At 42.9% G+C, this 24,019-nt stretch carries 32 protein-coding genes and 4 pseudogenes; 11 read left to right on the top strand and 25 right to left on the bottom strand.

From position 1 onward, the window contains the following. Positions 1-472, bottom strand: a pseudogene (locus B9G53_RS08840) (helix-turn-helix domain-containing protein); the annotation flags it as partial. 65 nt (positions 473-537) lie between these two features. Between B9G53_RS08840 and B9G53_RS28435 the strand changes: the two are divergent. Beyond that, positions 538-1,308: pseudogene (locus tag B9G53_RS28435) on the top strand (ISKra4 family transposase); the annotation flags it as partial. Here B9G53_RS28435 and B9G53_RS08825 read toward each other — a convergent pair. Further along, positions 1,300-1,479 carry a transposase gene (locus tag B9G53_RS08825; RefSeq protein WP_094531278.1) on the bottom strand — a complete coding sequence of 60 codons (180 nt, stop codon included), beginning with the start codon at positions 1,477-1,479 and terminating at the stop codon, positions 1,300-1,302. The pseudogene B9G53_RS28435 and the gene B9G53_RS08825 sit on opposite strands and share 9 nt — an antisense overlap. A gap of 279 nt (positions 1,480-1,758) precedes the next feature. Here B9G53_RS08825 and B9G53_RS08820 point away from each other — a divergent pair, with 279 nt between their 5' ends. Beyond that, on the top strand, positions 1,759-2,538 hold the full coding sequence (locus tag B9G53_RS08820; protein WP_094531276.1) for an HNH endonuclease: 780 nt from the start codon (positions 1,759-1,761) through the stop codon (positions 2,536-2,538). Here B9G53_RS08820 and B9G53_RS08815 read toward each other — a convergent pair. Then, positions 2,535-2,756: a helix-turn-helix transcriptional regulator gene (locus B9G53_RS08815; protein ID WP_055074264.1), complete on the bottom strand. Its 222-nt coding sequence runs from the start codon at positions 2,754-2,756 to the stop codon at positions 2,535-2,537. The genes B9G53_RS08820 and B9G53_RS08815 overlap by 4 nt on opposite strands. Positions 2,757-2,906: 150 nt before the next feature. Between B9G53_RS08815 and B9G53_RS08810 the strand changes: the two genes are divergently transcribed. After that, the gene (locus tag B9G53_RS08810) at positions 2,907-3,116 is read left to right on the top strand and encodes a hypothetical protein (RefSeq protein ID WP_094531273.1); all 210 of its coding nucleotides are present in this window, start codon (positions 2,907-2,909) and stop codon (positions 3,114-3,116) included. A gap of 23 nt (positions 3,117-3,139) precedes the next feature. Here the strand turns inward: B9G53_RS08810 and B9G53_RS08805 are convergent. Beyond that, positions 3,140-3,349 (bottom strand): annotated as a pseudogene (locus B9G53_RS08805) (element excision factor XisI family protein); the annotation flags it as partial. Positions 3,350-3,378: 29 nt separating this feature from the next. Here B9G53_RS08805 and B9G53_RS08800 point away from each other — a divergent pair. The 3 genes and pseudogenes from B9G53_RS08800 to B9G53_RS08790 all read left to right on the top strand — a co-directional run. After that, complete coding sequence (locus B9G53_RS08800) at positions 3,379-3,654, top strand: CopG family transcriptional regulator (protein ID WP_176453153.1); 276 nt, start codon at positions 3,379-3,381, stop codon at positions 3,652-3,654. Next, positions 3,641-4,060, top strand: a complete 420-nt coding sequence (locus B9G53_RS08795) for a type II toxin-antitoxin system VapC family toxin (RefSeq protein ID WP_094531271.1) — start codon at positions 3,641-3,643, stop codon at positions 4,058-4,060. The genes B9G53_RS08800 and B9G53_RS08795 overlap by 14 nt, the downstream gene beginning before the upstream one ends. Before the next feature lie 109 nt (positions 4,061-4,169). Next, positions 4,170-4,415, top strand: a pseudogene (locus tag B9G53_RS08790) (DNA phosphorothioation system sulfurtransferase DndC); the annotation flags it as partial. A 118-nt stretch (positions 4,416-4,533) separates the two neighbouring features. On the opposite strand, the gene modB reads toward B9G53_RS08790, so the two are convergent. The 5 genes from modB to B9G53_RS08765 all read right to left on the bottom strand — a co-directional run bounded on the left by modB (position 4,534) and on the right by B9G53_RS08765 (position 8,539). After that, positions 4,534-6,348 carry a molybdate ABC transporter permease subunit gene (modB, locus tag B9G53_RS08785; RefSeq protein ID WP_094531269.1) on the bottom strand — a complete coding sequence of 605 codons (1,815 nt, stop codon included), beginning with the start codon at positions 6,346-6,348 and terminating at the stop codon, positions 4,534-4,536. Beyond that, positions 6,329-7,165: a molybdate ABC transporter substrate-binding protein gene (modA, locus tag B9G53_RS08780; RefSeq protein WP_094531267.1), complete on the bottom strand. Its 837-nt coding sequence runs from the start codon at positions 7,163-7,165 to the stop codon at positions 6,329-6,331. Before modA ends, modB begins: the two co-directional genes overlap by 20 nt. A gap of 145 nt (positions 7,166-7,310) precedes the next feature. Continuing rightward, on the bottom strand, positions 7,311-7,520 hold the full coding sequence (locus tag B9G53_RS08775; RefSeq protein ID WP_094531265.1) for a molybdopterin-binding protein: 210 nt from the start codon (positions 7,518-7,520) through the stop codon (positions 7,311-7,313). A 100-nt stretch (positions 7,521-7,620) separates the two neighbouring features. After that, positions 7,621-7,830 (bottom strand): molybdopterin-binding protein, encoded by a 210-nt coding sequence (locus tag B9G53_RS08770; protein WP_094531262.1) that lies wholly within the window; start codon positions 7,828-7,830, stop codon positions 7,621-7,623. 79 nt (positions 7,831-7,909) lie between these two features. Beyond that, a complete protein-coding gene (locus B9G53_RS08765; protein ID WP_094531260.1) occupies positions 7,910-8,539 on the bottom strand; it encodes a trans-aconitate 2-methyltransferase in 630 nt (209 codons plus the stop codon). Between the two features lie 42 nt (positions 8,540-8,581). Here B9G53_RS08765 and B9G53_RS08760 point away from each other — a divergent pair, with 42 nt between their 5' ends. Beyond that, positions 8,582-8,977 (top strand): hypothetical protein, encoded by a 396-nt coding sequence (locus tag B9G53_RS08760; RefSeq protein WP_094531258.1) that lies wholly within the window; start codon positions 8,582-8,584, stop codon positions 8,975-8,977. 64 nt (positions 8,978-9,041) lie between these two features. On the opposite strand, the gene B9G53_RS08755 is transcribed toward B9G53_RS08760, so the two are convergent. The 16 genes from B9G53_RS08755 to cysE form a co-directional block, all read right to left on the bottom strand. Beyond that, positions 9,042-9,683 (bottom strand): CBS domain-containing protein, encoded by a 642-nt coding sequence (locus tag B9G53_RS08755; RefSeq protein WP_094531256.1) that lies wholly within the window; start codon positions 9,681-9,683, stop codon positions 9,042-9,044. A 279-nt stretch (positions 9,684-9,962) separates the two neighbouring features. Continuing rightward, complete coding sequence (locus B9G53_RS08750) at positions 9,963-10,220, bottom strand: hypothetical protein (protein WP_094531254.1); 258 nt, start codon at positions 10,218-10,220, stop codon at positions 9,963-9,965. Continuing rightward, positions 10,221-10,556, bottom strand: a complete 336-nt coding sequence (locus B9G53_RS08745) for a hypothetical protein (RefSeq protein ID WP_094531292.1) — start codon at positions 10,554-10,556, stop codon at positions 10,221-10,223. It lies immediately after the preceding gene. Between the two features lie 34 nt (positions 10,557-10,590). Beyond that, positions 10,591-11,007 carry an ArsC/Spx/MgsR family protein gene (locus B9G53_RS08740; RefSeq protein WP_094531252.1) on the bottom strand — a complete coding sequence of 139 codons (417 nt, stop codon included), beginning with the start codon at positions 11,005-11,007 and terminating at the stop codon, positions 10,591-10,593. Positions 11,008-11,049: 42 nt separating this feature from the next. Further along, positions 11,050-11,670: a cupin gene (locus tag B9G53_RS08735; protein WP_094531250.1), complete on the bottom strand. Its 621-nt coding sequence runs from the start codon at positions 11,668-11,670 to the stop codon at positions 11,050-11,052. 32 nt (positions 11,671-11,702) lie between these two features. Then, the gene (fdxB, locus tag B9G53_RS08730) at positions 11,703-12,005 is read right to left on the bottom strand and encodes a ferredoxin III, nif-specific (RefSeq protein WP_094531248.1); all 303 of its coding nucleotides are present in this window, start codon (positions 12,003-12,005) and stop codon (positions 11,703-11,705) included. Between the two features lie 31 nt (positions 12,006-12,036). Beyond that, entirely contained in the window at positions 12,037-12,336 is a 300-nt protein-coding gene (locus B9G53_RS08725; protein ID WP_094531246.1) for a 2Fe-2S iron-sulfur cluster-binding protein, read from the bottom strand. 116 nt (positions 12,337-12,452) lie between these two features. Continuing rightward, positions 12,453-12,818: an iron-sulfur cluster assembly accessory protein gene (locus B9G53_RS08720; RefSeq protein ID WP_094531244.1), complete on the bottom strand. Its 366-nt coding sequence runs from the start codon at positions 12,816-12,818 to the stop codon at positions 12,453-12,455. A gap of 64 nt (positions 12,819-12,882) precedes the next feature. Continuing rightward, positions 12,883-13,722: a HesA/MoeB/ThiF family protein gene (locus B9G53_RS08715; protein WP_094531242.1), complete on the bottom strand. Its 840-nt coding sequence runs from the start codon at positions 13,720-13,722 to the stop codon at positions 12,883-12,885. A gap of 2 nt (positions 13,723-13,724) precedes the next feature. After that, positions 13,725-14,054 (bottom strand): nitrogenase-stabilizing/protective protein NifW, encoded by a 330-nt coding sequence (nifW, locus tag B9G53_RS08710; RefSeq protein ID WP_094531240.1) that lies wholly within the window; start codon positions 14,052-14,054, stop codon positions 13,725-13,727. Between the two features lie 20 nt (positions 14,055-14,074). Further along, entirely contained in the window at positions 14,075-14,311 is a 237-nt protein-coding gene (locus B9G53_RS08705) for a CCE_0567 family metalloprotein (RefSeq protein ID WP_094531238.1), read from the bottom strand. 107 nt (positions 14,312-14,418) lie between these two features. Continuing rightward, positions 14,419-14,907, bottom strand: coding sequence for a NifX-associated nitrogen fixation protein (locus tag B9G53_RS08700; protein WP_094531236.1), 489 nt, complete (start codon positions 14,905-14,907; stop codon positions 14,419-14,421). Between the two features lie 171 nt (positions 14,908-15,078). Then, entirely contained in the window at positions 15,079-15,480 is a 402-nt protein-coding gene (nifX, locus tag B9G53_RS08695) for a nitrogen fixation protein NifX (RefSeq protein ID WP_094531234.1), read from the bottom strand. A 2-nt stretch (positions 15,481-15,482) separates the two neighbouring features. Further along, a complete protein-coding gene (locus B9G53_RS08690) occupies positions 15,483-18,227 on the bottom strand; it encodes a bifunctional nitrogenase iron-molybdenum cofactor biosynthesis protein NifEN (protein WP_094531232.1) in 2,745 nt (914 codons plus the stop codon). A gap of 65 nt (positions 18,228-18,292) precedes the next feature. Continuing rightward, complete coding sequence (locus B9G53_RS08685) at positions 18,293-18,595, bottom strand: Mo-dependent nitrogenase C-terminal domain-containing protein (protein WP_094531230.1); 303 nt, start codon at positions 18,593-18,595, stop codon at positions 18,293-18,295. A gap of 207 nt (positions 18,596-18,802) precedes the next feature. Next, a complete protein-coding gene (cysE, locus tag B9G53_RS08680; RefSeq protein ID WP_094531227.1) occupies positions 18,803-19,636 on the bottom strand; it encodes a serine O-acetyltransferase in 834 nt (277 codons plus the stop codon). 997 nt (positions 19,637-20,633) lie between these two features. On the opposite strand from cysE, the gene nifB reads away from it, so the two are divergent. From nifB to nifS, 4 genes are all read left to right on the top strand, one after another. Next, positions 20,634-22,124: a nitrogenase cofactor biosynthesis protein NifB gene (nifB, locus tag B9G53_RS08675; protein ID WP_094531225.1), complete on the top strand. Its 1,491-nt coding sequence runs from the start codon at positions 20,634-20,636 to the stop codon at positions 22,122-22,124. A 114-nt stretch (positions 22,125-22,238) separates the two neighbouring features. Continuing rightward, positions 22,239-22,427, top strand: a complete 189-nt coding sequence (locus B9G53_RS08670; RefSeq protein ID WP_094531223.1) for a hypothetical protein — start codon at positions 22,239-22,241, stop codon at positions 22,425-22,427. After that, positions 22,411-22,758, top strand: a complete 348-nt coding sequence (locus B9G53_RS08665) for a hypothetical protein (RefSeq protein ID WP_094531221.1) — start codon at positions 22,411-22,413, stop codon at positions 22,756-22,758. The genes B9G53_RS08670 and B9G53_RS08665 overlap by 17 nt, the downstream gene beginning before the upstream one ends. Further along, positions 22,755-23,960 (top strand): cysteine desulfurase NifS, encoded by a 1,206-nt coding sequence (gene nifS / locus B9G53_RS08660; protein ID WP_094531219.1) that lies wholly within the window; start codon positions 22,755-22,757, stop codon positions 23,958-23,960. Before B9G53_RS08665 ends, nifS begins: the two co-directional genes overlap by 4 nt. Positions 23,961-24,019 lie beyond the last annotated feature (59 nt).

The following is a 24,019-nucleotide window of genomic DNA, read 5'->3' as shown; positions in this document are numbered from 1 at the left end:
CATGATTCATTCAACCAAGGCTTAAGTTCGTTTTTTTTAGCACCTGTCGCACACTTTCATGGGAAATACTCTCGACATATCCTAGAGTAACGATTTGGTCGGCTAATAATCTTAATGTCCACCGACTGCACCCTTCGGGTGGACTACTGCAAGCTACCGCAATCAAATGGGCTTCCGTTTCTCCGTCTAGTTTTTTTAGTTTCAATGTTTGCCKTGGACGGGGTACGAGAGCCTTTTCTAATCCCTCTTCTACAAACCTTTGCCTTACCCGCTCAATGGTTCGAATGCTGATGTTGAAAATGTCACTAATTGATTGATCTTTCCATCCTCCTTCCTCTTGATTCTCATCCGCTTTTAGCAAAATATGAGCATGATTAATTTTAGCTGCGGCTGACTTGCCATTTTTGGTTATTTGTTCTAGCTTTTGACGTTCTTCTTCACTTAACTTCACTTTGTATCGTTTTGCTGGCATAGCTTTTTCCTTAGCTCTTTCCTATGCCTTTATTTTACCCGTCAATTATCCTTTGACTGTCTACTAGTGGCAATGAGTCCTACGAACGAGCAATGAAAAACGTTAAGGAGTTGACAGGGATCTTGGTTAGCCACAGTACCCAACAGCGGCTAGTACAGCGATACAATTTTCCACAAGTAGAGTTAACTGAGACTGTAGAAGAAATGAGCTTGGATGGAGGCAAAATAAGATTGAGAACAGCCAAAGGCAAAAAAAGTGAATGGAAAGATTACAAATCTGTTACCTTGCAAGGAAAAGCAGTAGTAGCTTATTTTCAGGACAATCAAGCCCTAGTTGAGAGAGTACAGCAACAAGAATTAGCAGAGATTGTCTCCTGTCTGGGGGATGGACATGACGGTATTTGGAATTTGTTTGCACAAATTGCTCCAAGAGAGTAACGCTTTGAAATCCTTGATTGGTATCATCTGGTTGAGCATTTACATGGCGTTGGTGGTTCCATGCACCGACTAAAAAATGCTGAACAATTTCTCTGGGATGGTGATGTTGAAGCGGCTATAGCCTTATTTGAGGGTTGCAAATTTAAACGAGTCGTGAATTTTGTGAGCTATTTACGCAAACATTGTTTGCGGATTCCTGAATATAGTTACTTCCATCAACTTGGTCTGACTATTGGTTCTGGTGCAGTCGAATCTTCGATTAAGCAAATTGGACGACGCATTAAGATTTCTGGTGCTCAATGGAATCAAAAAAATGTCCCTCAAGTTTTGAAACATCGCTGTGCTTATCTCAATGGGTTTCTTGATTCTTCTGAGTATAATTACTCAGTGCTAAACTGAGATGCTCCCAATCCACTTCTTGTCCAATATCAAGATGGCATTGACTACTTCTCGTAGATTTGTGGTGCGTTTTCTCCCTTGCGCTACGTCAGATTTAGCCGCAGGAAACATATCTTTGATAATTTCCCACTGCTGATCTGTTAAATCTGTTGGGTATCTTTTCCTAGACATTTTATGATTTTGTTTTTTCTATAGCAATGTAAGAGATAGCTTGGACAAAAATCAAAACCCAAAAGATGAGTGGCGGCGCGAAGCGCCGCCACTCATCTTTTGGGTTTTATGTCCTAAGCAAAACTTATATTGCTATAGTTTCTCTCCTGACCTTTATTTTATTCTCCTCCTTAATATTTCCTTTACAAATACCTTCTAATCCAACAGGGAATAATCAGACAAAATCGAATATTTTTATCCCCCGAATTAATTGCAACATTTCTCAAATATTAGAGCTTTTTGGGTTCGGAATCGCATCGCTCAGATATTGCTCATCCCTTCTTTCATCTTCAGGGAGATGGATTTGGGTATCTAAAAGCAAGGGCTGGATTTGAACCTGTAATTAACTCCAAAGTGAAAATCAAAACCTTAAATGGGTTGAGAGATTCGGTGCAGTATGCTTACTTTGATGATGAGCTTTTTGAATTAATGCAGAATCTATCATCAAGAAATAGTTTGATTGATATTCTTGTAAATACTTGGTTTTCTGATAAATCGTCACAAATTGGACAACTTTTTCAAATCAATTCCTTTCAAGAATTTCAAGATCGCTTACGAGAGAGAGATGGGGCTGTCTATTCAGTTGATGAAGTGGAAGATGAATCTAAATCAATTGTGCGAGATGCGGCATTCCGTAGAATAGTTGTTTCTGCCTATGAATATCGATGTGCATTTTGTGAGCTACAGGTTCTCAATTCTCTAAATCAACATATTGTCGATGGAGCGCATATTAAGCCATTCTCACAATTTCGAGATGATCGCTTTGATAATGGGCTTTCCCTTTGCAAAAATCATCACTGGGCTTTTGATCGTGGTTGGTTTACCGTTGATGACGACTATCGAATTGTTGTCTCTAACGATCTAAGGGAAGAATCACCCCACGCCCAGACAATGCGAGATTTTCACGGTCAGAATATCGTTTTGCCAGCACAACAAAGCTATTTGCCAAGAATTGAAGCTTTACGGTGGCATCGAGAAAATATTTTTAATCAAGGCGAGCAACTCTTTTTAGAGTACTAATCACTCATATACAGATTCTTAAATTCTTTTGCTGCGTTGGGATTAATTTTTTCTAGCGCTGCAACAATCCGCAAAACCGTCTCAGAGTTAGGATCTCTAACTTCATTGATCCAACGATAAATATTTGAACGACCAACGCCTAAAGCATTAGCCAGATTTGTTTGGCTAATACTGTATTTTTCAAGAACTTGTCCGAGTGTTTTACCTGCTTTACCCATAGCTTTGATCGTGTCAGAGGATGTTTAGCCTGTAAAGAAATGTGTCCAAGTGGACTACAAGAGCGCATAATTTTGTAGTCCATTTGGATTCGTGCGATCAATTTGTAGACTAATTGGACTACAAACTTTTACTGTTTAATCTCTAATGCTATGAGCTACCAAGAAATGCTTCACCCTTGGGCGATCGCTCGTCCTCTCCCCAATAATATTCAAAGCGTAATTGTAGGAAGATTTCGCCGCAGAGTAGATGCTGAAGACCATTTAAAGTTTTTACGGCGGCGAATTCCTGCGGTTAAATTCTTTATTGTTTTTGATTGTCAAGAAGATCAGTTGGCACTGCCGCAGAATAACAGCAGGTAAAATCATTTCTCAAAATCCTGATTTTAAGTAACTCCATAATCTGTATATGGACGCTTATATGGCGGTTGCAAACCCAATACAATATCCTGCCTTTCCATACCCATAGCAATTACCTCCTCCGCAGGATTTTGATCATTCAAATTCTGTTGTAGCCAAATCTTGCCATCCTTAATATCAAAATGCATAACACATCGATACACACGATTTAACTCTTGCCAGCCAATATTGAGCCAAGGAATAAGCTATACTGTCATACAGCGTTATGACAAATAAAAACATGAGAGTTAACGCCCGTCTTGACAGCGATCGCACCAATAAATTTCAGTATATCCGCCAGCATACTAATCAAGGTACGTCGGAAATCATGAAAGCCGCGATCGACCTTTACTATGAAAAGCTTCGCCAAGAATCCCCCAAACCACTGCAACTTCTCCAACAAGCAGGGCTGATCGGTTGTGCTGAAGGAGATCCTGACTTATCCGTGAATTACAAGCAATATCTCACCGAAAGCCTAAACGAAAAATATGGTCATCGTTGACTCAGGCTTTTGGATTGCATTGATCAATCGCCGCGACGATTATCATGTCCTCGCTCAAAATGTTTTAGCCACCATAGATGAGCCACTCATTACCACATGGTGCGTCATCACCGAAGCTTGTCATATTCTCCTAAAACGCACAGGAACTAACGCCCAGCAAACATTTATACATAGCCTAGAAATAGGAGCTTTTAAGGTTTTTGATTTACAAGTTCAAGATGGCAAAAGAATTGGTGAACTGATGAATCAATATAGCTCTTTGCCAATGGATCTTGCAGATGCTTCACTGATTATTCTTGCTGAACACTTGGGACATGGGCGCATTCTCTCCGTTGATTTTCGTGACTTTTACACCTATCGCTGGAAAAATCGATATCCTTTCGAGAACTTGATGCAAACGAACTAGCGAATGTAGAAAAATTGCTACCCTGCGGGATATCCCTATTACTGTTGTAGTCCTAATGGACTACAACAGTAATAGGGATATCCCGAAAAACAAGGCAAATCTACCAACTATGACCGAACCACAACGCACTACACCCCAGTTAATTGAAGACATCAAAGCCCTGATAACTGAGATCCAGAAGTTATATTGCCATGACGAAATCCCTTGGATTATTGGCTATTCAGGCGGCAAAGACTCCACCGCTGCTTTACTAGTCCCCGATGTCAAAGACACCTTCTGGGTCAACCTGATTGGCAAAGGCTACCCCGCACCCCGCAACGGCTTTAGATGGTGTACCGAACGCCTCAAAATCAAACTATCCATTTTTTTGCTATATCACAACACAAAATGGCGTAGCCATTTTGTGTTTTTAAAACCTATTCTTGGTCTAATATCAATTCACAAAAGTGTTGTCACACTTTTGTGAATTGATATTAGACCAAGAATAGTTGATCAGGATCGAGATAAACTTGCCATGGTTGAGAATATTGCTTGATAATAAGCCACTTCTCTTTAAATACTTCTGCTTGCAGATGGTAATCCCAATCATGGTCAGGTGGAGTATTTAACTTGATGTATAAGGTCATACGGTGCGGCGTTTCCGTAGTACGAACTAACCAACAGGGCATTGTATTTGGTAAATCATTTTTGACTAAATTCTCTAGGAAAGCAATATGGTGAGCGCGAATTCCTAGATGAGTTGGCAAGTTTGATTTAGCAGAGTTAACTTGTAACTTGCATTTCCAAGTAATCGCCTCGATGAGATCAGGGGCGATCGCCTCAATGCGTGAAAAGTTTTTACAGCCCGTAAGCCTTGCTGTCTCAACATTAGCGGGATGATCAAAAACCGCTGATTTTTCACCATAGCTCATCACCTGACCACGATCCAAAATTAGTAAGTTTTGACAAATGCGATAAGCCTCATCAATATTATGGGTAACAAAGAGAGTAATTCCTTTATAGGTACTAAGAACTGAAATTAGTTCGCGTTCCATTTGACTACGGAGATGCGTATCGAGTGCCGAAAATGGTTCATCAAGCAGGAGAATATCGGGTTGACTGACCAAAGCTCTAGCTAGGGCGACGCGCTGCTGCTGACCACCTGAAAGTTGATGCGGGTAGCGATCGCCAAATCCTTGTAGTTCAATGCTTTGCAATTGTTCGGCAACTTTTTCTCTGACCTGCGATCGCGAATATTTTTTGGTTAAGCTAAAAGCAATATTTTGAGCAACAGTCAGGTGTGGAAAGAGTGCGTAATTTTGAAATAGAAAACCAATGTGGCGATCGCAACTAGGTAAATTGATATTATTAGCACTATCAAATAATACCTTGCCATTAATCACAATTTGCCCACTTGATGGAGTTTCCATTCCCGCAATACATTTGAGCAGCATACTTTTCCCCGTACCCGATGCCCCCAAGATACCGATTGCTCGATCAACACAGTGCAAAGCAATTTGCAAATCAAACTCAGGTAATTGCTTCTCAATATCAATTAACAACCCCTCTTGATAATTCGTAATTCGTAATTCGTAATTTGATTGAAATTTTTCCTTTTTCCTTTTTCCCTTTTCCTTTTTTCCTTCTCTCTGATTTGCCCATAAATGCGATAGGGCGATCGCTGAAAATGACATCGATAGAATGATTGCTGTCCAGAGCCAAGCTTCTTGATTTGCACCTGCTTGGACAGCCGCATAGATGGCGAGGGGAATAGTGGTTGTTTGCTTAGGGATATTACCCGCTAACATCAGGGTTGCGCCAAATTCGCCTAAGCCTCTAGCAAAGGCTAGCATTGCTCCTGCTAATACTCCTGGAAAGGCGAGGGGTAAGGCTATTTGCCAAAAGACTCGTAATTCAGAAGCGCCAAGGGTTTTCGCTGCCCGGAGTAAATTCTCATCTACTTGCTCAAACGCCCCTTGAGCAGTTTTATACATGAGTGGAAAGGTGACTACGACTGCCGCGACTACCCCTGCATACCAAGTGAAAATGATATTAAAACGAAAGAGTTGCAGAAATTTGCCTAGCCAGCCATATTGTCCAAATAGTTGGAGTAAGAGAAAGCCAACGACGGTGGGTGGTAACACCAATGGCGCAAGAAAAATGCTATCAAGTACTGATTTCCATTTACCACGATATTCAAGGAGACTATAAGCTGCCGCAATTCCTAAAAAGAACGTAAAAAAGATGGCAGTAATTGCCACCTTTAGGGATATCCAAAATGGAGAGAAATCAAAGGCTGCTAAATCCATATTTCTCAAAAATAGTCTTGGCTGGTTCGCTGGATAGATACTCTAGATAGGATTTGGCGCTTTCTTGATTGGAGCTTTTTTGCAAAACAGCGATCGGATAGACGATCGGTTTGTGAAGTTTAGCATCAATGATTTGTACTACCTTAACTTTAGTGGAAGTTTTCGCATCGGTTGCGTAGACAATTCCTGCTTGAGCATTGCCAGACTCGACAAATTGCAGCACTTGACGCACATTATTTCCTAAGACAAATTTTGATTGGACTTCTTGTAATAAACCCAATTTAGTCAGAGCTTGTTCGGCATATTGACCTGCGGGAACACTACGGGGATCGCCGATCGCAATTCGTTCGATATTAGCATTGGTTAAGTCTTTCAAATCACTAGCATCACTCTTATCCGCTGGTACAATTAATACCAAGCGATTACTTAATAAATCGCGGCGGGTATCAGCAACGATTAAGTCTTTTTTCTGTAATTCATCCATTTGTTTAGATGCCGCAGAAATAAAGACATCTACGGGAGCACCATTTACGATTTGTTGTTGTAAGTCGCCTGAACTGCCAAAATTATTGCGAGTGGCAACATTAGATTTAGCCTTGCTATATAAAGGTGTAATTTCGCCCAATGCTTCTTTGAGACTAGCTGCTGCCGAAACCGTTAATTGGATGTTCTCTTGTTTGACTGGAGGAACTGCTGATTGACTGGCTACAGGTTTACTTGTCTGTTCGATTGTTGGTGATAAGAAACTACATCCTGCGATCGTGAATAGGGTAACAACGATCAGAGAGAGGAAAGTGATGACCCTTTTTTTGTTCATTGGAAACTCTCATAGAAATATTTTTTAGCTCTTGTAGGGTGTGTTAGCGTCAGCGTAAGGTACTCAATAAATACAAATGATGCATTACGCGATCGCTAACACATCCTACAACTACAACTTATCTATCCTAGAGATAAATCAGTTACTAATCGATCGCTAAAATCACATCTGAAGCCTTAATCACAGCATAGGCTTCACTACCTTCTTTCAATCCAAGAGCTTCAGCAGAAGACTTGGTGATAATGGAGGTGATTTCTACGCCAGAAGAAATCTCAAGCGAGACTTCAGCATTGACTGTACCGACTGTGATTTTCTTCACGATGCCTTTAAGAGAATTGCGAGCGCTAACTTTCATAATTGTTTTTTACATGTTGAAAAATAATTATATAACTATGTACATAGGTATATAGCTATATGCGTAACTACATATTTTCTATTTGGTAATCTCCGACCTGTTAATCGATCGCCACCATCACATCCGATGACTTAATTACAACATAAGCTTCTTTCCCTACCTCCAATTCCAGATGCTTGGCTGAAGACTTTTTGATCACTGCGGTGATAATAATCCCAGCAACAATTTCCACCGATATTTCGGCACTAATATGACCAATTTTGATCTTTTTCACTACACCCTTTAAAGAATTACGAGCGCTAATTTTCATGTTCTTTGGAGTGAGTATTACCAACTCAATATATTTGTATCGAACAAATTATATTTCTGTTTGGTAACAATAGGGAATTTCATCTCTTACTAGCTACGATATGGAAAATATGCCAGTATTTCTGTTCACCAATAGCAGTTTCGCCATGATGTTCTTCTTCTTCAAAATATTCCACCTTAAAAGACCGAAGCAACTTCTCAACTTTTTCCTTGGAATAATGGGTCATATTGGGATAAGTTGTCGCCCAAGTGTCGCGATCACCAAATAATTGACCGCAAAATCTGCCACCACTTCGCAATGATGCAATGATTTTGCTCCATAGGTTGGGAAAATCTTCAGGACGGCAAAAAGGTAATGCGAAGCTAGAATTAATTAAATCTATGGAATTTGGTAGAGTAAGCCCCTCAAAGCGCCTGACCTGAGTTTCTAACCATGTCGAATCTATATCTTTGCGATCGTATAGTTTAGAGATCGCCTCTTCATTTCCATCAATCGCCAATACTTGCCATCCGCGCTTGAGCAGTTCCACCGTATCGCGCCCATCGCCACAACCAAGATCAACCGCAAATCTGGGTGATTTGGTCAATTTCTCTAGATCAAAGAGATCTAGCGCTTTTAGTAAAGTATCGCGAGGTGGACGACCTGCTACAGCTTGGTAATATGCCGACCAATCACGGTCAACTGTACTTTTTTCAGAAGAATCAATCATTGATTTATCCTATGCTAATAACTACGTTACTTGTTTCTGAATATGAATACCTTAAAGCCAGCAATAGCCTACTTCGCCTTAGTCTTCGGCACAGGATTTATTTTAGGAACAATCCGCGTACTTTGGATTGTTCCTAAAATAGGTGTGAGAACTGCCGAATTAATAGAGATGTTACCTATGTTTGCGGCGATTCTTCTATCAGCCCGATGGATAAATCAACATTTCGCTGACACAGACAATATTTCCACAAGATTGAAAACTGGATTCCTTGCCCTGAGCTTCTTGCTAGGTGCAGAAATAGCCCTTGGTGTTATTCTACAAGGAGTATCCATTTCTGAAGTACTGCTAAATCATGATCCTGTCTCTGGCACAGTTTATTATGCGATGCTCATTCTGTTTGCACTGATGCCTTTTTTACTTGACCGTAAACAGTCTTAAAATAGAGAGAGCTATTCGATTAGATGTTTAGCTCTCCCTAACCTAGTCTACAAAGTCATCTAGATTAACGCGCAGCTCCGTTACTAACTAGCTGTCCAGTGCCGAGAACTTGGAAAATTTTAGGATGTTCGTCACAGTAGATCTGAAATGCGGTTTTGTCAGGGACATCAGCACCACTTTGGTAAATCATTTCAGCCTCAATATCTTCGACCAAAGACCAAGCCGCCGCACATTCTTTCGATATAATTCCAGGACCAGCACAAATGGATTTCGCTTCCTCGATCGCACGGGACAATTCTTTGCGAGCCACGATCACTTTGGGCTTCTCTAGGAAGTCTCCCTTATTCAGGATATCGGTTAGAGAAATTGTGCCCAGCACACCTTCTCGAATTACAGGCGCAATACGGATACCAGTATTAGCGAACAAACGCGCAACATACTCCACCCCTAGATCAGGATTGACGGAAATACAGGGCTTAGTCATGATCTCGTAAACCCGCATGGCGGCTGGATCTTTCCCATAGGCAACCACCTTATAAACGATATCAGTTTGTGTGACAATTCCATAGGCATCCTCAGTAGAACGGATGTCTACAATCAATGTACGAACTCCCTTCAGTCTCATCAACTTGATCGCCTCAGCAACGGTTGCAGAACCATGCACGAGGACGACCTCTTGAGTCATGATATCAGATGCTTTTAACATAAAAGCCGACCTTTATTAACGACATCATTTAGCTTAATTCTTCTGAAGTAAATTTTGCATTTTCTACTACATTTCTTAACTATATTCTGTATTAAAAATAGCAATAAATATAAGTATCAAAAAGCCTTGAAAATCCAGCGCAAACAAGGGGGCTTAAGCTCCTTGTTTAGTTAATTATAAATATAATTATGAATTGCAAATTACGAATTAGAAACTAGAAATCATAAATTTCAAATCAGATATTAGAGCCTACAATTCGTAATTCGTAATTTGTAATTCTCAATTCGTAATTTGCAATTGCTTTGCTAACTCCCTTGCAACATGGATTAAAAATTTTGCCGCATCTTGATTGTCATGGTGAGCGTAGTAAGTTGCCACCTGAACCATCATTTTGACTAGCCCTTCATCAAGCAAATCGCTATGGAGATCGAGAACTTCGGGTTCGCCGCCACTGGGACATTGAAACAACTTATCAATCAAAGCTGCGTATAGGTTTTGGCGATCTGATTGTTCTTTTGTTAGTTCTGTTGTAGTCATTTAATCCTCATCCCTAGCGGGAAAATATTCTTCTAGTTTCCAGAGATTGCGTTTGTTTTCCATCATCCAATTACGAGATTCTGGCGTTAACTGCTCCCAAATCACATCAATGGGAATGTAGGGAGAAGCATATTGATATTTCTTGCCCAGCATCCTGAGATTATTGACAACCCCTTTCGGAATACCAAGCATTTTCCAATCCACATCTACGGTTTTGTGTGGCAATCCTCCAGTCGGATCAAAGATTAATTGGGTGAGGCGAATTAAATCCGCAAAATGTCCCGCATTTAATCCAGTTAAGCTTTGAATTTCTATTGCTCTATTGTTACCTGACATTTCCACCTCGATCTCATCAATCACCAATTACCAATCACCGATTCCTAACTGTGCGTGGACAAGTTCCCAAATCTAAACTTTTAGCTTCTTCTCCAGCATTCTTGAGATTTAGCCACGCATTGAGCTTGACTAAATCAAATCCGACGGTACAGCGATCGCCAATTTGAATTAACGGTCGGCGAATCAGAATCGGGTATTTGACCATTAGCTCTAAAGCGGTCTGCTCATCGAGCTTCTCAGGTACAATTTCTCCTTCCCTGATTTGTGGAGCCGTGCGATTAAACCATTCCCATAGAGGTCGCTCCTTAAGAAATTGGTATAAAGTTTCGGGACTCCAAGATTGCGTCAATAGATTTCTTGCCTTAACAGCATGACCCGCAGATTGGAGAATTGCCTTCTGCTTGGTATTGTTGACGCAACCTGGTTTCTCATAAAAAATGATGATTGCCATAGTTTTCTCAATTAGGAGATACAGCGCTTTGCGCTGTATCTCCTAAAATGGTTTTGCATTGTGCTTTGTCGTATCAAAAATGAAGCGCGATCGCGGTTGAGTATCACCATACATGGTGAAGCTAAAGGCAGGCTCATTGCCAATAGCCGTGACTTGATGAATCGCATGGGGAGTAAAACTAATGATTTCTCCCGCCTTGAGAATCTTCTCGCCTACCATCTCAATTTTGTTGGGAAACTGCGGATCGTTAACGCGCTTCCAGAAAGTGTGCTTCTCCTGTCCCTTGAGAACTGCCACTACTCCCCATGTACCGTGATTGTGGATGTTTGAGGACACATTGGGAGCAAAGGTTGCGGTCTGTACCGTGAGGGGATAACCGATCTCATTGTATAGAGTCCGCGTCGCCATACCAGTTTTTGGAGAAGGTTCTGGATATTGAGTGTGTAACCAATAGGAATTGATCGCCAACTGCCTAACACGCATCCGAATTTGCGGTAAATAGTTCCATTCGTCTTCCTCATTGGGAATATCCCGCAGCAAATTGATAATCTCGGTTAGGAACTCATGGAAATAATACTTGTCCCTAATCAAGTCCCACTCTCTAGAGGCAGGTCGAGATTCGCAATGTCCGTCATCGGTGACAATCCAATCTTTGCTATTCATGCGGTGGAAAGAAAGACTAATCATAGGAACCTCTAGGCGATCGCTAAGGCTAAAGGTGCGTGGGTATAGCAGTTCTTTGGACAAACTCGCGAACAAGCTTCACAGCCAATGCAGTTAGCGGCATTAGCGATCGTCATCACTTTCTTCTCGATTTCATCCTCTTCTTCATCATCCACAAATTCTCCCTCGTCATTCACGCCCTTAAGACCGAGAACTCCACGTCCACAGGCTTTGAAGCATCGAGCGCAGCCAATACACTTATGGAGATCAATCTGTTGAACAAATTTCGGTAGCCATTCTTTGCCGCCAAAGGTTAAACCAGTTAGAGTTGCCATGATTAAATTCACTCCAAATTCTAAATAATTTCTAAACAAGATATGGTTCTTGGTGTGTGCGAATCGTACAGTCAGAACGGGGATAAGAGACACAAAGGAGGGCAAACCCTTTCTCGATCTGTTCATCATCCAGAAAGTTTTGATCTTCTTGGTTGATCGTGCCTTGTTCTACTTTGCCGACACAACTAGAACAAGATCCTGCATTACAAGAAGATGGTAGTTCTATCCCTGCATCCTCTGCGGCTTGCAGAATAGTTGTGTCCTCATCTACAGAAATAGTCTCGTCGATCTGTTTCTTCTTGTTGTACAGTCGCACGTTGTATGTAGCCATATTTAAAATCTCCGAAATAATTGCAATAATTTAGATTTATGTAGGGGTAGCGCCCCCGTGCCTACCCCGTAGGGATCTGGGCAACCACGGGGGGATTGCCCCTACAGGGGGAATTGCTAGCTGCAAGGTACAGCCGCAGGGGTACAGTCGCCAGCTTGGAAGGATTGACCACAGCCGCAGGAACCCGTCGCATTGGGATTCTCAAACTTGAAGCCACTCTCTAGCAAGCCGTCAACGTAATCGACCACAACGCCATTGAGTAATGGAGCGCTTTGAGGGTCAATGTAAACGCGCACCTTCCCTAGCTGTTCCACAATGTCGTCAGGCTTTTGCTTGTTGGTAATGTCTAAGGTGTATTGATAGCCATTGCAACCGCCATCCTTCACCCCAAGACGGACACCCTTTTCAGCAGTGCGATCGCTTGAACCTTTGAGGAAGGTGCGTAATCGTAATTCCGCTTTTTCGGTGAGAATAATTGACATAGAAATCTCCTTGAATTTTTTGGATTTAGGTTGAGTGGAGCTTTGAGCTGCTTAACCTAATTGATTATTGAAGAGAAGAAGTTTGGGCGAGCAGTTTTGCGAAAGAGGGAATGCGCTGACTAGTTACTTTCTTAGTTACTAGAACAGGCGATCGCTTGTTTCTCTGCTGTCCGCATACGGGGCAATCGGGATCGAGATAGGTACGTCGTTTGGCAAACTCTAACCGTCCTAAATCCATTGTCAAAAGCTGTGATAGCAATGGCGAACTAAATCCTGTTAAAAATTTAATTGCTTCCAGAGCTGTTAAACAGGCGAGAGTCCCTGACACTGCACCGAGAACCCCAAAGCCGCGCCGATCCCAATCAGGCTTTTCGGGAAATAAACAAGATAGACATCCTGTCTCATGGGGAACGATCGTAGTGAGATAGGCTTCCATATCGTTCATCGCCGCTTCTACCATTGGACATCGCCAACGGACACAAGCAGCATTGAGCAGATCCCTTTCAGTGAAGTTGTGGGCGCAATCGAGGGCGATATCTGCGGACTGGACAAGCGCATCAACATTATCAGCAGTCACATAGTCATTCACTGCTTCAATTTCCACGTCGGGATTGATGCTAAGTAGGGTTTCCTGCGCCTTAAAAACGCGAGGACTCCCAACCCAATCATCGGTCATCAGAACTTGACGATTCATGTCATCAAGGCGCAACTCTCCGCCACGGACGAGAATGAGTTTGCCAATGCCTGCAACTGCAAGATAGAGTGCGGCTGTACCACCCAATCCGCCCACACCCGTCACTAGAACTGTGGAAGACTTGAGCTTTTTTTGCCCTTCTTCACCAAAGTCAGACAGCATCATTTGGCGGCGATAACGTTCTATTTCTGTAGGTGTTAGAGAGATCATGATTATTCATCCTCCTCATCCGTACCTATATCGCTCAACATGACAATATTCTGTGGCTTTTGATGAAAGACTTTAAACAACTTCTGCTCGATCGCATTAGAGGTTTGCAAAGTAGCGTAGGAATTTTCTAGAGCTTCTCGGTAGAAACTCAGTTTTTGTTCTTCAGCAGCTTCGACAAATTTAGTATCAATTTCTTCCAAAGACTGCGAGAATTTTTTGAGAATGTGCAAGCGATTGATGTTTACGACCTGTGGATCGTAGGCAAGATCAAAAAAATCGAAATACTGTTCCGCATCGGTCAATTTCTGAAATTCGCTAAGTGTACCGACCATATCAGTTGCTCCTGTCTTGTTTAAGGATGATTTTGTTCGAGAATGATCAGTTGTTTTTTCATCTTGTCAATTTGATCAAAGATGTCGTAGGTTTGGGCGGCTACGTCCATTAGCGTTTCGTAGTCAGTAGGTAGCCCTTCCGCGAGATCATGCAGATCCATTTTCATTTGACCTGCCTTGCTGTTCAGTCGCTTGATCTTAGTTTTGAGTTCATCAATGCTAAGCCCTGCGATCGCTGTATCTATCACTTGCACCATAATCATTTCCTAGGTGATTAGATCAAACATCAACGTTAACTTCAATTTTCATTAACTTCGACTTCGCTCAGTTAACGAAAATCTAAGCTGACTGAGCGAAGTCGAAGTCAGGCTTTGGCAACTTCAGGAAAGTTGGCGGCATATTCCACACCCTTTTGGGCAAGTTTTTCACCTTCTTCACCGAGCTTTTCGAGGGAGTCGAAACCAAAGCGTTGAGCATCTCTTAGAGTGCGAGTTGTCACCAACAAGCGACCAGAGAAAATCAACGCCCAGCCAAAGCCTTCATGACTGAGATCGACAACTACTTGGCAAAGAAGTCCCGATTGCTGCTCGATGCGAAGAGCGATCGCACGGTAGAAAGCAAAAACTCGACCTTTAGTAATCGGATCGACTTCACCTTCTACGGAGATTTTGCGCTTTTGTTGTTTGGTGAGAATGAAGGGCTTGAGCAGCAATTCATCTGACCAATTGCGATAGGTTCCGTAACCATCGTTAACGCGAATTTGCTGAACTAGTGCTTGTAAGAATGGACTTTGTTTAATTACTTCTGCGCCATCTACTGGGTTAGCTGTTTCTAGTGTAATTGTTGCGGTCATAGAGTTCTCCTTGTTTGGTTTGTTGGTAAATTGGGATTTGAGAAGTTGTTGAATCTTTGACTGCGGTTTGAGGTTTAGATCCCCCCTAGCCCCCCTTATAAAGGGGGGAAAAGAATCGTATTATCTTCTTCCCCCTTTATAAGGGGGATTGAGGGGGATCTCTTCCAATTCTTAACCAGTTTCTAGATCATCAAAATCTTGGACTGGGGGTTGCAGGGCTTTTCTCAACCAAGGGGGAGGATTGCCTTGCAGAGTTAGTACCAATTTATTTAGTACCTCCGCAATTTCTTCTTCTTCTGACTTCGCTTTAATCGGTGTAACTCGCTTGCGAATTAGACGGGCGGCGGCGCTGCCACCGATCGCCGAAACATAGACGATGGTACAACCAGCTAATGCTTCAATTTTGGGAACTAGCTTGTCTTCGTTGCCATCCTCTTTTAACTCTCCTTTAAAAGTGAGCGTATCCACAAATTGATATCCTTCAGTCGTGACTTCGTAGACATCAATTTCTTTTGCCCAGCCAAAGTGGGCATTAATGTGAATGCGATCGCTTGTTGTAAAAGCAACCTTCATTACTATTCTCCTTGTTTCACTAAAATATTGGGATGAGCGGATTCTTCGGCATCTAGCCAAATGTTGCCAAGCTCAAAAAGCAGTTCCATCGTGCCGCGATAACCGACGATGCTACGATGTCCATTGCCTAAACGGTCTAGAATGGGGAAACCCAAACGGTAGAGGGGAATTCCTAATTTCTTAGCAGTTCTCTTCCCGTTAGAATTTGTTGCGATCAGATCGGAATCTGCGGCGAGATTTTCAAAATCTTCGAGATCACCAATCGTCACTTCGGCGATTGGTAACTTCTCTAATAAAGGCGATCGCGTCGTGGTGACGGCGGCTTGCAATTCTACGCCCATCTCTGATAGCCACCAAGCGACACTGTAGAGCAGATCGGGTTCTAGGGCGAGAGAAACGCGCTTGCGACCGAAATAGAAGTGGGTGTCTAAAATCGCATCTTGGAGTTGTTGTCTTTGATAGCGGTACTTCTCAGGTACGTCAACTCCACTCAATTGATAGAGTTGTTGCAAGATCAGATCGGTTGCTCCTAGCCCCGTGAGGCGATCGAACACTTGATAATCAGTACCAAAGCGCTCTTGCAGAATTGTCGCCGCAGTTCGCATACTTTCACCCAAGGCGAGGGTAAATACAGAACTACCGACACTTTGAATCTGCTCTAGGGTCGTTCCGCCTGTAGTGACGGGACTATAACTCTCGCTCAAATGTCCATCCATCGAACTCGAAAGATCGGGAATGAAAATTGGCGATAGACCAAAAGAATTAATGATCTCCTTAATCTCTTGGATATCCCCAGGAGCTAGGGCAGAACTGGCTAAAACTGTTACCTGTTGGGGATCTTTGATACCTTCTTGGGGTAGCGATCGCACAATTCCTTCAATAGCCGCCGCATAGCCATCCTGTAACGCGCCTCGAAAATCGGGAGTAGAAGCAAAGGCGATCGCTATTTTATCCAGTTCAGGATGTTTTTGACGGAAGGTTTTGAGTATGCCTTCCATATCATCGCCGCGAGTTTCGGTTAAACCTGTGGTACAAAGTCCGATGATTTCAGGCTTTGCCTTTTCCGCTAGGGTTAAAATCGCCTGTTCAATATTATCCTCACCACCGAGAATTGTGGTGACTTCCGTCATCGCCGTGGTTGCAAGAGGAATTGCTTCGCGGAAATGGCGGACGAGTTGTACTTTCGCAAAGGCAGTACAGCCTTGGGAACCATGCATTAAAGGCATCGCGCCCTTTAACCCCAGATAAGCAAGGGATGCACCGAGGGGCTGACTTTGTTTAAGGGAATTGACAGTAACTGACTTTTTCGATGCGACGACATCAGTTTTAACTTGTGATGTATCGCTCTCCAGTAATAAAGCTTTGCTGAACGCAATCGGATCTTCCCAAGGTGCGGGTTGGCGGACTTGCGCCCAAATTGGGCTATACAGAGCTTCTTCGAGTTCTCTCGCAATCTCGATCATACCTACATAGCCAGCATAGGGATGATGGCGCTCTTGGTTGATATCGAGAAAGGGAATGCGTGCTTTGAGGGCGGTGTATTGGTTGCGACCACCTGCGATTAACATGTCGGCTTGGGTTTTAGCAATGGTTTTGAGTAATTCTTGGGCATTCCCCTTTTCCATCATGATCCCATCTTTGCTCAGCAAGGCACGAATCTTTGCCTTGTCTTCTTCAGTACTCTTTTTGGTACTTGTGGCAACCACTTCCATACCCAAATCTTTGGCGGCGGAAATGATTGACCAGCTTTTGACACCACCTGTGTAGAGAACAACTTTCTTACCCTTAAGCCGATCGCGATAGGGGGCAAGTTCGCGATCGAGGTTTGCCGATTCTTCGGCGATCAGCTTTTCAACTCGATCTTGTAAGTCGCGATCGCCTAATTTTGCGGCAATATTGCGTAGACATTGATTCATGTCGGCAATCCCATAAAAAGATTCTTCGGTGTAGGGAATGCCATAGCGCTCCTCCATCTTGCGAGCGACATTGATTAATGCTTTAGAACAGATGAGGACATTCAGTTTCGCACGGTGAGCATAACAAACTTCTTGATAGGTGGCATCACCTGTGATTTTCGATAGTACCCGAATGCCTAATTTCTCAAATAAGGGCAGCACACTCCACATTTCACCTGCGATATTGTATTCACCAATTAGATTGATATCGTAGGGAGTGGTATATTCTGGTTCCGCCGTGCCAATCACATATTCTAATAAAGCTTCGCCACCCATGCGATTTCCTAAATTCTTGGTTCCAGCGAACCCGGGGGAATTAATTGGAACGATGGGAATACCTGTTCTTTCGGCTGCTTTTTGACAGACTGCTTCGAGATCGTCACCAATCAGTGCGGTGACACAGGTGTTATACACAAACACTGCCGCAGGTTGATAACGTTGCTGAACTTCTAAAATAGCCTTGTAGAGCTTTTTCTCACCACCAAAGATAATATCGTTTTCGCTGAGGTCGGTGGTAAAGCCCATTTTATACATTGTCGAACCTGACGACAGGCTACCTCTTGCCCCCCAAGAATTACCACCACAGGCGATCGGGGCATGGACGAGATGGGCAACATCGGTAATTGGGACGAGAGCGATCGAGGCCCCATCAAAGGCACAGCCACCTTGCGCTGCTCCGGGTTGCGCTTGTTGTGAGCAAGCTTTGTTCTTTTTCTGCCCATCTTTGTGATGATTATGCTCACAGGCAGTCTCAGAGAGGAGTTCGTTGATTTTTCCTTGAGTGAGTTTCATGGCACAAATTTGGTAAAAGTAAAAAGGAAAAGGGAAAAAGTAAAAGAGAAAAAAGCGAGCGTTATTTAGCTGGGGAGTTCGGAGAGGTAGGTTAGGGCGCGGAAGCGGAGGTTTACTACTTCCTCAAATACAGGATTGATCTTGCAGAGGGCTGGGATATGGTAGGTATAGCCAAAGGCACTGACATCGCGTTCAAAGGGGCAACTGGCGGGAATGAGATGGCAGATTTTTTCGGCGAATTGGCGATCGCTAAATTCGATGTGATTGAGCCATTGGCGCAGAGGCGAGAAAATATCAATGGCAAAAAGCTTGTTGGGTTGCCTCTGCTCGGTAATTGCAGAGAAAAATCTGTGGGTAGTGGTAGTCATGGCAGTATCAACTCGGTGAATAACTAGGAATTTAGGAATTTAGGAACTATTTAGGCTTGCGTGGGGATTCTTTCTCGTCGATGTTGAACATGCGACACATCATATAATCCTGAAAATATGTGGTAATTAACACCAAGCAACTGACAACTAGGGTTTCCATCATGATCGTTTTCTCTGTTTTGTTAGGTTTTTAAGAGCTATTCATCTTTACTTCTGAGGGATTGTGTCTGAAAGCTGTTGTTCGAGGCGCTCGATCCGAAGTAGCAAAGCCTGTAACATGTCAGCCGATGGATCGGCTAACTGTTCTTGATTTGCTTGACCTAATGAGGTGGGCTGATTAGGACGACAAATGCGGGCTGGGACACCAACAACTGTGGTGTGGAGCGGGACATCACGCAGGACAACGGAGCCTGCCCCCACGCGAGCATAATCACCAATGTGAATGTTGCCGAGGACTTTAGCTCCTGCACCGACGATCGTATGGTTGCCGATGGTTGGGTGACGTTTGCCAGTTTCCTTGCCTGTACCGCCAAGGGTGACTCCTTGATAGAGCAGTACATAGTCGCCGACGATCGCTGTTTCACCAATGACTACACCCATGCCGTGGTCAATAAATACACCTTTGCCAATGGTGGCGGCGGGATGAATGTCAATGCCCGTGATAAATCGCGCACAGTAGGCAATAAACCTTGGGAGCAGGGGAATTTGGCGATGGTGTAACCAATGCGTAAAGCGATGGATCACCAAGGCATGTAGCCCCGGATAGCAGCATAAAATCTCTAGCCAATGGTGAGCCGCAGGATCGCGATCGGCGATCGCTTGGAAATCAGCCTTGAGTACCTGTAGAACTTCTGTGACTTGTTGCCATTGATGAACAACTTGTGATTGAGCTAATGGCAATTGAGCCAGTTGCAACTGATAAAACTGCCAGAGTGAATGTGCAGATGATTTGGCTGGGAAATCTGATGGATATGCTGTGGTACATATCTGTTCGATTTCTTGATTATCCAAAGTGTCTAGGTGAGAGATGGGTTGCAACATTGCAGGCTCTGACAGTTAAGAGGTGCGGAGTTCTGTCTTCTTGCTTATATCAGGTGCTGTCAATCCAATGGAAATGAATGTTGCGGATAAGATTTATTAAATTAATTAGGAAAGTACTCAAAGGGCTTAAGCCCTACGGCAAGTGACTTTGACTTTTCTTTTGGGATAGGGGTACTAGTATTGTTGAGAGGGGGTACTAGTATTTAAGGGAATAGGGATAAGTATTTTTACAGCCATTTCTACTAATTCTGTACTTAATGATTAAATGCTACTCGCAAGCATAGATAAGGGTTTGAAGACAAAAAAACAAGCAAAATCAAATTGTACTCATAGGTACTCAGAAATGAGCCAATTCCTATTGAGCAAATAAGATTTTGTATTAATAGCTACGATTCATTACTCTACTGTACTAGCTCTCAAAAATCAAGGAATAAATTGTAATTTTTTGGATTTAGATCTGTATATATAGATACGTTTAAAATCAGTTTTTACCGAAAGAAAGCAACTCCTGACAATTGTTAAAAAATTTTGATCCTTTTGCTACAGATTATCGAAGGAATGATAATTTAGATACAAAATCAATCACCTCAATTAAAGCTAGTAAAAATACTTAAAAAGGAGTCTATATATGACTTATAGCCATTGATCTTACATTTTTTGTAGGAATTGGTATCTTTTTTGAGTACATAGAAAAGTGCTTGCAAGTAGCACTCATTTTTTGTTTGTATAGCTTGCTGTAACTGGATTTGTTATGAGTACAAGCAAAACTGTACCCCTACCCTTAAATACCTAACCCCTACCTTATTAATACTCGTACCCCTACCCCAAAATATTTTTTGAAACTGCTTAAATATAGGCGCAGTTTGGGGTGTGGTTTTTGAGTACAAGCTTAATGTATTTAATAAATCTTATCGCGATCGCTTGCCCAAGCTGTCTGAAGGTAACTGCTATAAAGTTTGCATGTTGACCGCAGTCCACTTATCAGCAGGCAGCTTCAATGACACCACCAACAGCCGCTCTCATTTCATCTCCTGTAGAAAATAAAATTGCAACAACTTCAGCGAAATCAAAATCAGAAAGCTGTGGTTGTAGTAGCACTAAGAGTTCCAAAAGCTCATCCAAAAGCGCTCTCAGCGAAAGTATGCAAGAACGGATTGCGAAGCACCCCTGCTATAGCGAAGATGCTCACCACCATTACGCTCGGATGCACGTTGCTGTAGCTCCTGCCTGTAACATTCAGTGCAACTACTGCAATCGCAAATATGACTGCGCTAATGAAAGTCGCCCAGGCGTAGTTAGTGAATTACTAACACCCGAAGAAGCGGCTCACAAAGTAATGGTGATTGGTGGAAAAATCCCCCAAATGACTGTGTTGGGAATTGCAGGTCCTGGTGACCCCTTAGCAAATCCAGAGAAGACTTTCCGCACTTTTGAGTTGATTGCAGCAGAAGCTCCAGATATTAAGCTTTGTCTCTCTACTAATGGCTTGATGCTTCCCGAATATGTCGATCGCATCAAAAAGCTCAACATCGATCATGTGACGATTACAATTAACATGGTTGATCCTGAAATCGGTACAAAGATTTATCCTTGGATTCGTTATAACCGCAAACGCTACACAGGTTTAGAAGCTTCTCAGATTCTGCACCAGCGTCAAATGGAAAGCTTAGATTTGCTCAGAGAAGCAGATATTCTTTGCAAAGTTAATTCGGTCATGATTCCCGGAATTAACGATGAGCATCTCGTCGAAGTCGGTCGCGTGATTCGTGAGAAAGGCGCGTTTCTCCACAATATTATGCCTCTGATCTCGGCTCCTGAACATGGTACACATTTCGGCTTAACTGGACAACGCGGACCTAATCCCAAAGAGCTTAAAAAACTTCAGGATCACTGCGCTGAAGGCAACATGAAAATCATGCGCCACTGTCGTCAATGCCGTGCTGATGCTGTCGGGTTACTCGGTGAAGATCGTTCCCAAGAGTTTACCAAAGACAAGTTTATGGACATGGCTCCTACCTATGATTTGGAAGCTCGTCAAGTAGTTCACGCTGGTATCGATCTCTTGCAAGCAGAATTGCAAGAAAAGAAAGCCAAGGTAACCAACATTCAAAAGGCAGTGGAGACTCCCAAAATCCTCGTAGCTGTGACTACTAAAGGCAGTGGCATTGTCAATCAACACTTCGGTCATGCTAAAGAGTTCCAAATCTATGAAGTTGATGCAACTGAAGTAAAATTTGTCGGACATCGCAAGATCGACCAATATTGCCAAAGTGGTTATGGCGAAGAAGCGACTCTTGAAGAAATTATCTCTTCAATTGCTGATTGCAAAGCCGTACTAACCTCCAAAGTTGGTAATTGTCCTCAAGAAAGTCTTCGCAAAGCAGGCATCGAACCAGTGGAAGCCTACGATGCGATCGATACAGTAGCGAAAGAGTTTTACGCCAAGTTTCTCCAGCAAGAAGCTCTTCTCCAGCAAGCTCCCTATTAATACCAAATTAATACCAAAACTAAAACCTACGGGGTTTGGTTTTTAATTCGCAAAAGTGTTGTCACATTTTCGTGAATTGGTATAACAAGATCTACAGCCATCAGGAGTATTGTCATGCCCTATAAGCTTGAAAATCAAGAAATTTATTGGGAAGTTTGTCTCTCCCAATGTCCAAAAGCAGCCATTCAACTAGGTTCTAGCGGACATTATCTAATCGATCAGCATCTTTGTAATAGATGTCTTTATGCTAAGTTTCCTAAATTTCTACAACAACAGGAGTCTAGCCATGCCTTACACAATTGATCAACAATACATTTCTTGGGAAGTATGCCAATCGCATTGTCCTAAGGGAGCGATTCAACAAGATGCGAATGGACGCTACTTGATTGAGCAAACTCTTTGTAATAGCTGTCTTCAGTCCAGCTTATCCCAAAATCTTTTAGCTTGTTCTAGCAATTATATTTTTGGTGTAGTTCCCAGCGATCAGCAGCATTCTGTAATGCTTAAAGATTCTAATCCTTATTGGGAAAGATGGTTTGCAACTCACGATCGCTTGGTAGCAGATTTGCAAACTAAAATTCAGAACAAGCTCCAGACAAACACTCAAAAAAGATGGCAGGAAGTGACAACATGAGCGTAGAGACGATCTATCTTGACAACAACGCGACAACCAGAATCGATCCTCTTGTTGTCGAAGCAATGCTTCCTTATCTCACCACCTACTACGGCAATCCTTCGAGTATGCACACCTTTGGTGGACAGGTAGGTAAGGCGATTCAAACGGCGCGATCGCAAGTTGCGGCTCTCTTAGGTGCAGAACCATCAGAAATCATCTTCACCAGTTGCGGATCTGAAGGTAATAACACCGCAATTAGGGCGGCTCTGGCGGCTCAAAGCGATCGCAAGCACATCATCACTACTCAAGTTGAACATCCTTGTGTAATGAGTGTTTGCAAGCAGTTAGAAAAGCAGGGTTATACCGTTACTTATCTATCGGTTGATCGTCAAGGACAGATTGATCTACTAGAGCTAGAAGCCGCTCTCACTGGTAATACAGCGTTAGTTACGACCATGTATGCCAACAACGAAACAGGAACAATCTTCCCGATCGAGCAAATTGGCTCTTTGGCAAAGGAATATGGTGCAACCTTCCATGTTGATGCGGTGCAAGCGGTTGGCAAGATTCCTCTCAACCTGAAAACCAGTACGATTGATTTGCTAACCCTCTCTGGACATAAACTGCACGCACCTAAGGGCGTTGGCGCATTATATGTTCGTCGTGGCTATCGCTTCCGTCCTTTCATCTTGGGAGGACATCAGGAACGTGGACGCAGAGCAGGAACCGAGAACGTCGCCAGCATCGTCGCCCTAGGCAAAGCTGCGGAATTGGAATTAATCCATTTACCAAATGCAGTACAGCATGAAAAGAAATTGCGCGATCGCTTAGAAAAGTTTCTCCTTTCGACAATTGCCGACTGTGAAGTGAACGGTGATCCCAAAAATCGCCTACCAAACACCACCAACATCGGATTCAAATTTATTGAAGGTGAAGCAATTCTGTTATCCCTAGATCGCTACGGTATTTGCGCCTCCTCTGGTTCCGCCTGTACCTCTGGCTCCCTAGAACCATCCCATGTGCTTAGAGCAATGGGAATCCCCTACACTATCCTACACGGCTCCATCCGCTTCAGCCTCTCCCGCTACACCACCGATGCCGAAATTGATCATGTCCTAGAAGTCATGCCCAGCATCATTGATCGCCTCCGCGCTTTATCTCCCTTTAACAGTGAAGCCGCAGGTTGGTTACAAGAAAGAGAAGAAGCTCTGGTCAAGTAAAAAGGAAAAAGGAAAAAGGAAAAAATATTTTTCTCTTACCTGAATTTACTTGATCTTGA

It is taken from the genome of Pseudanabaena sp. SR411 (genome assembly GCF_002251945.1).
Lineage (GTDB): Bacteria > Cyanobacteriota > Cyanobacteriia > Pseudanabaenales > Pseudanabaenaceae > Pseudanabaena.
This window is presented reverse-complemented; position numbering and strand designations above follow the sequence as displayed.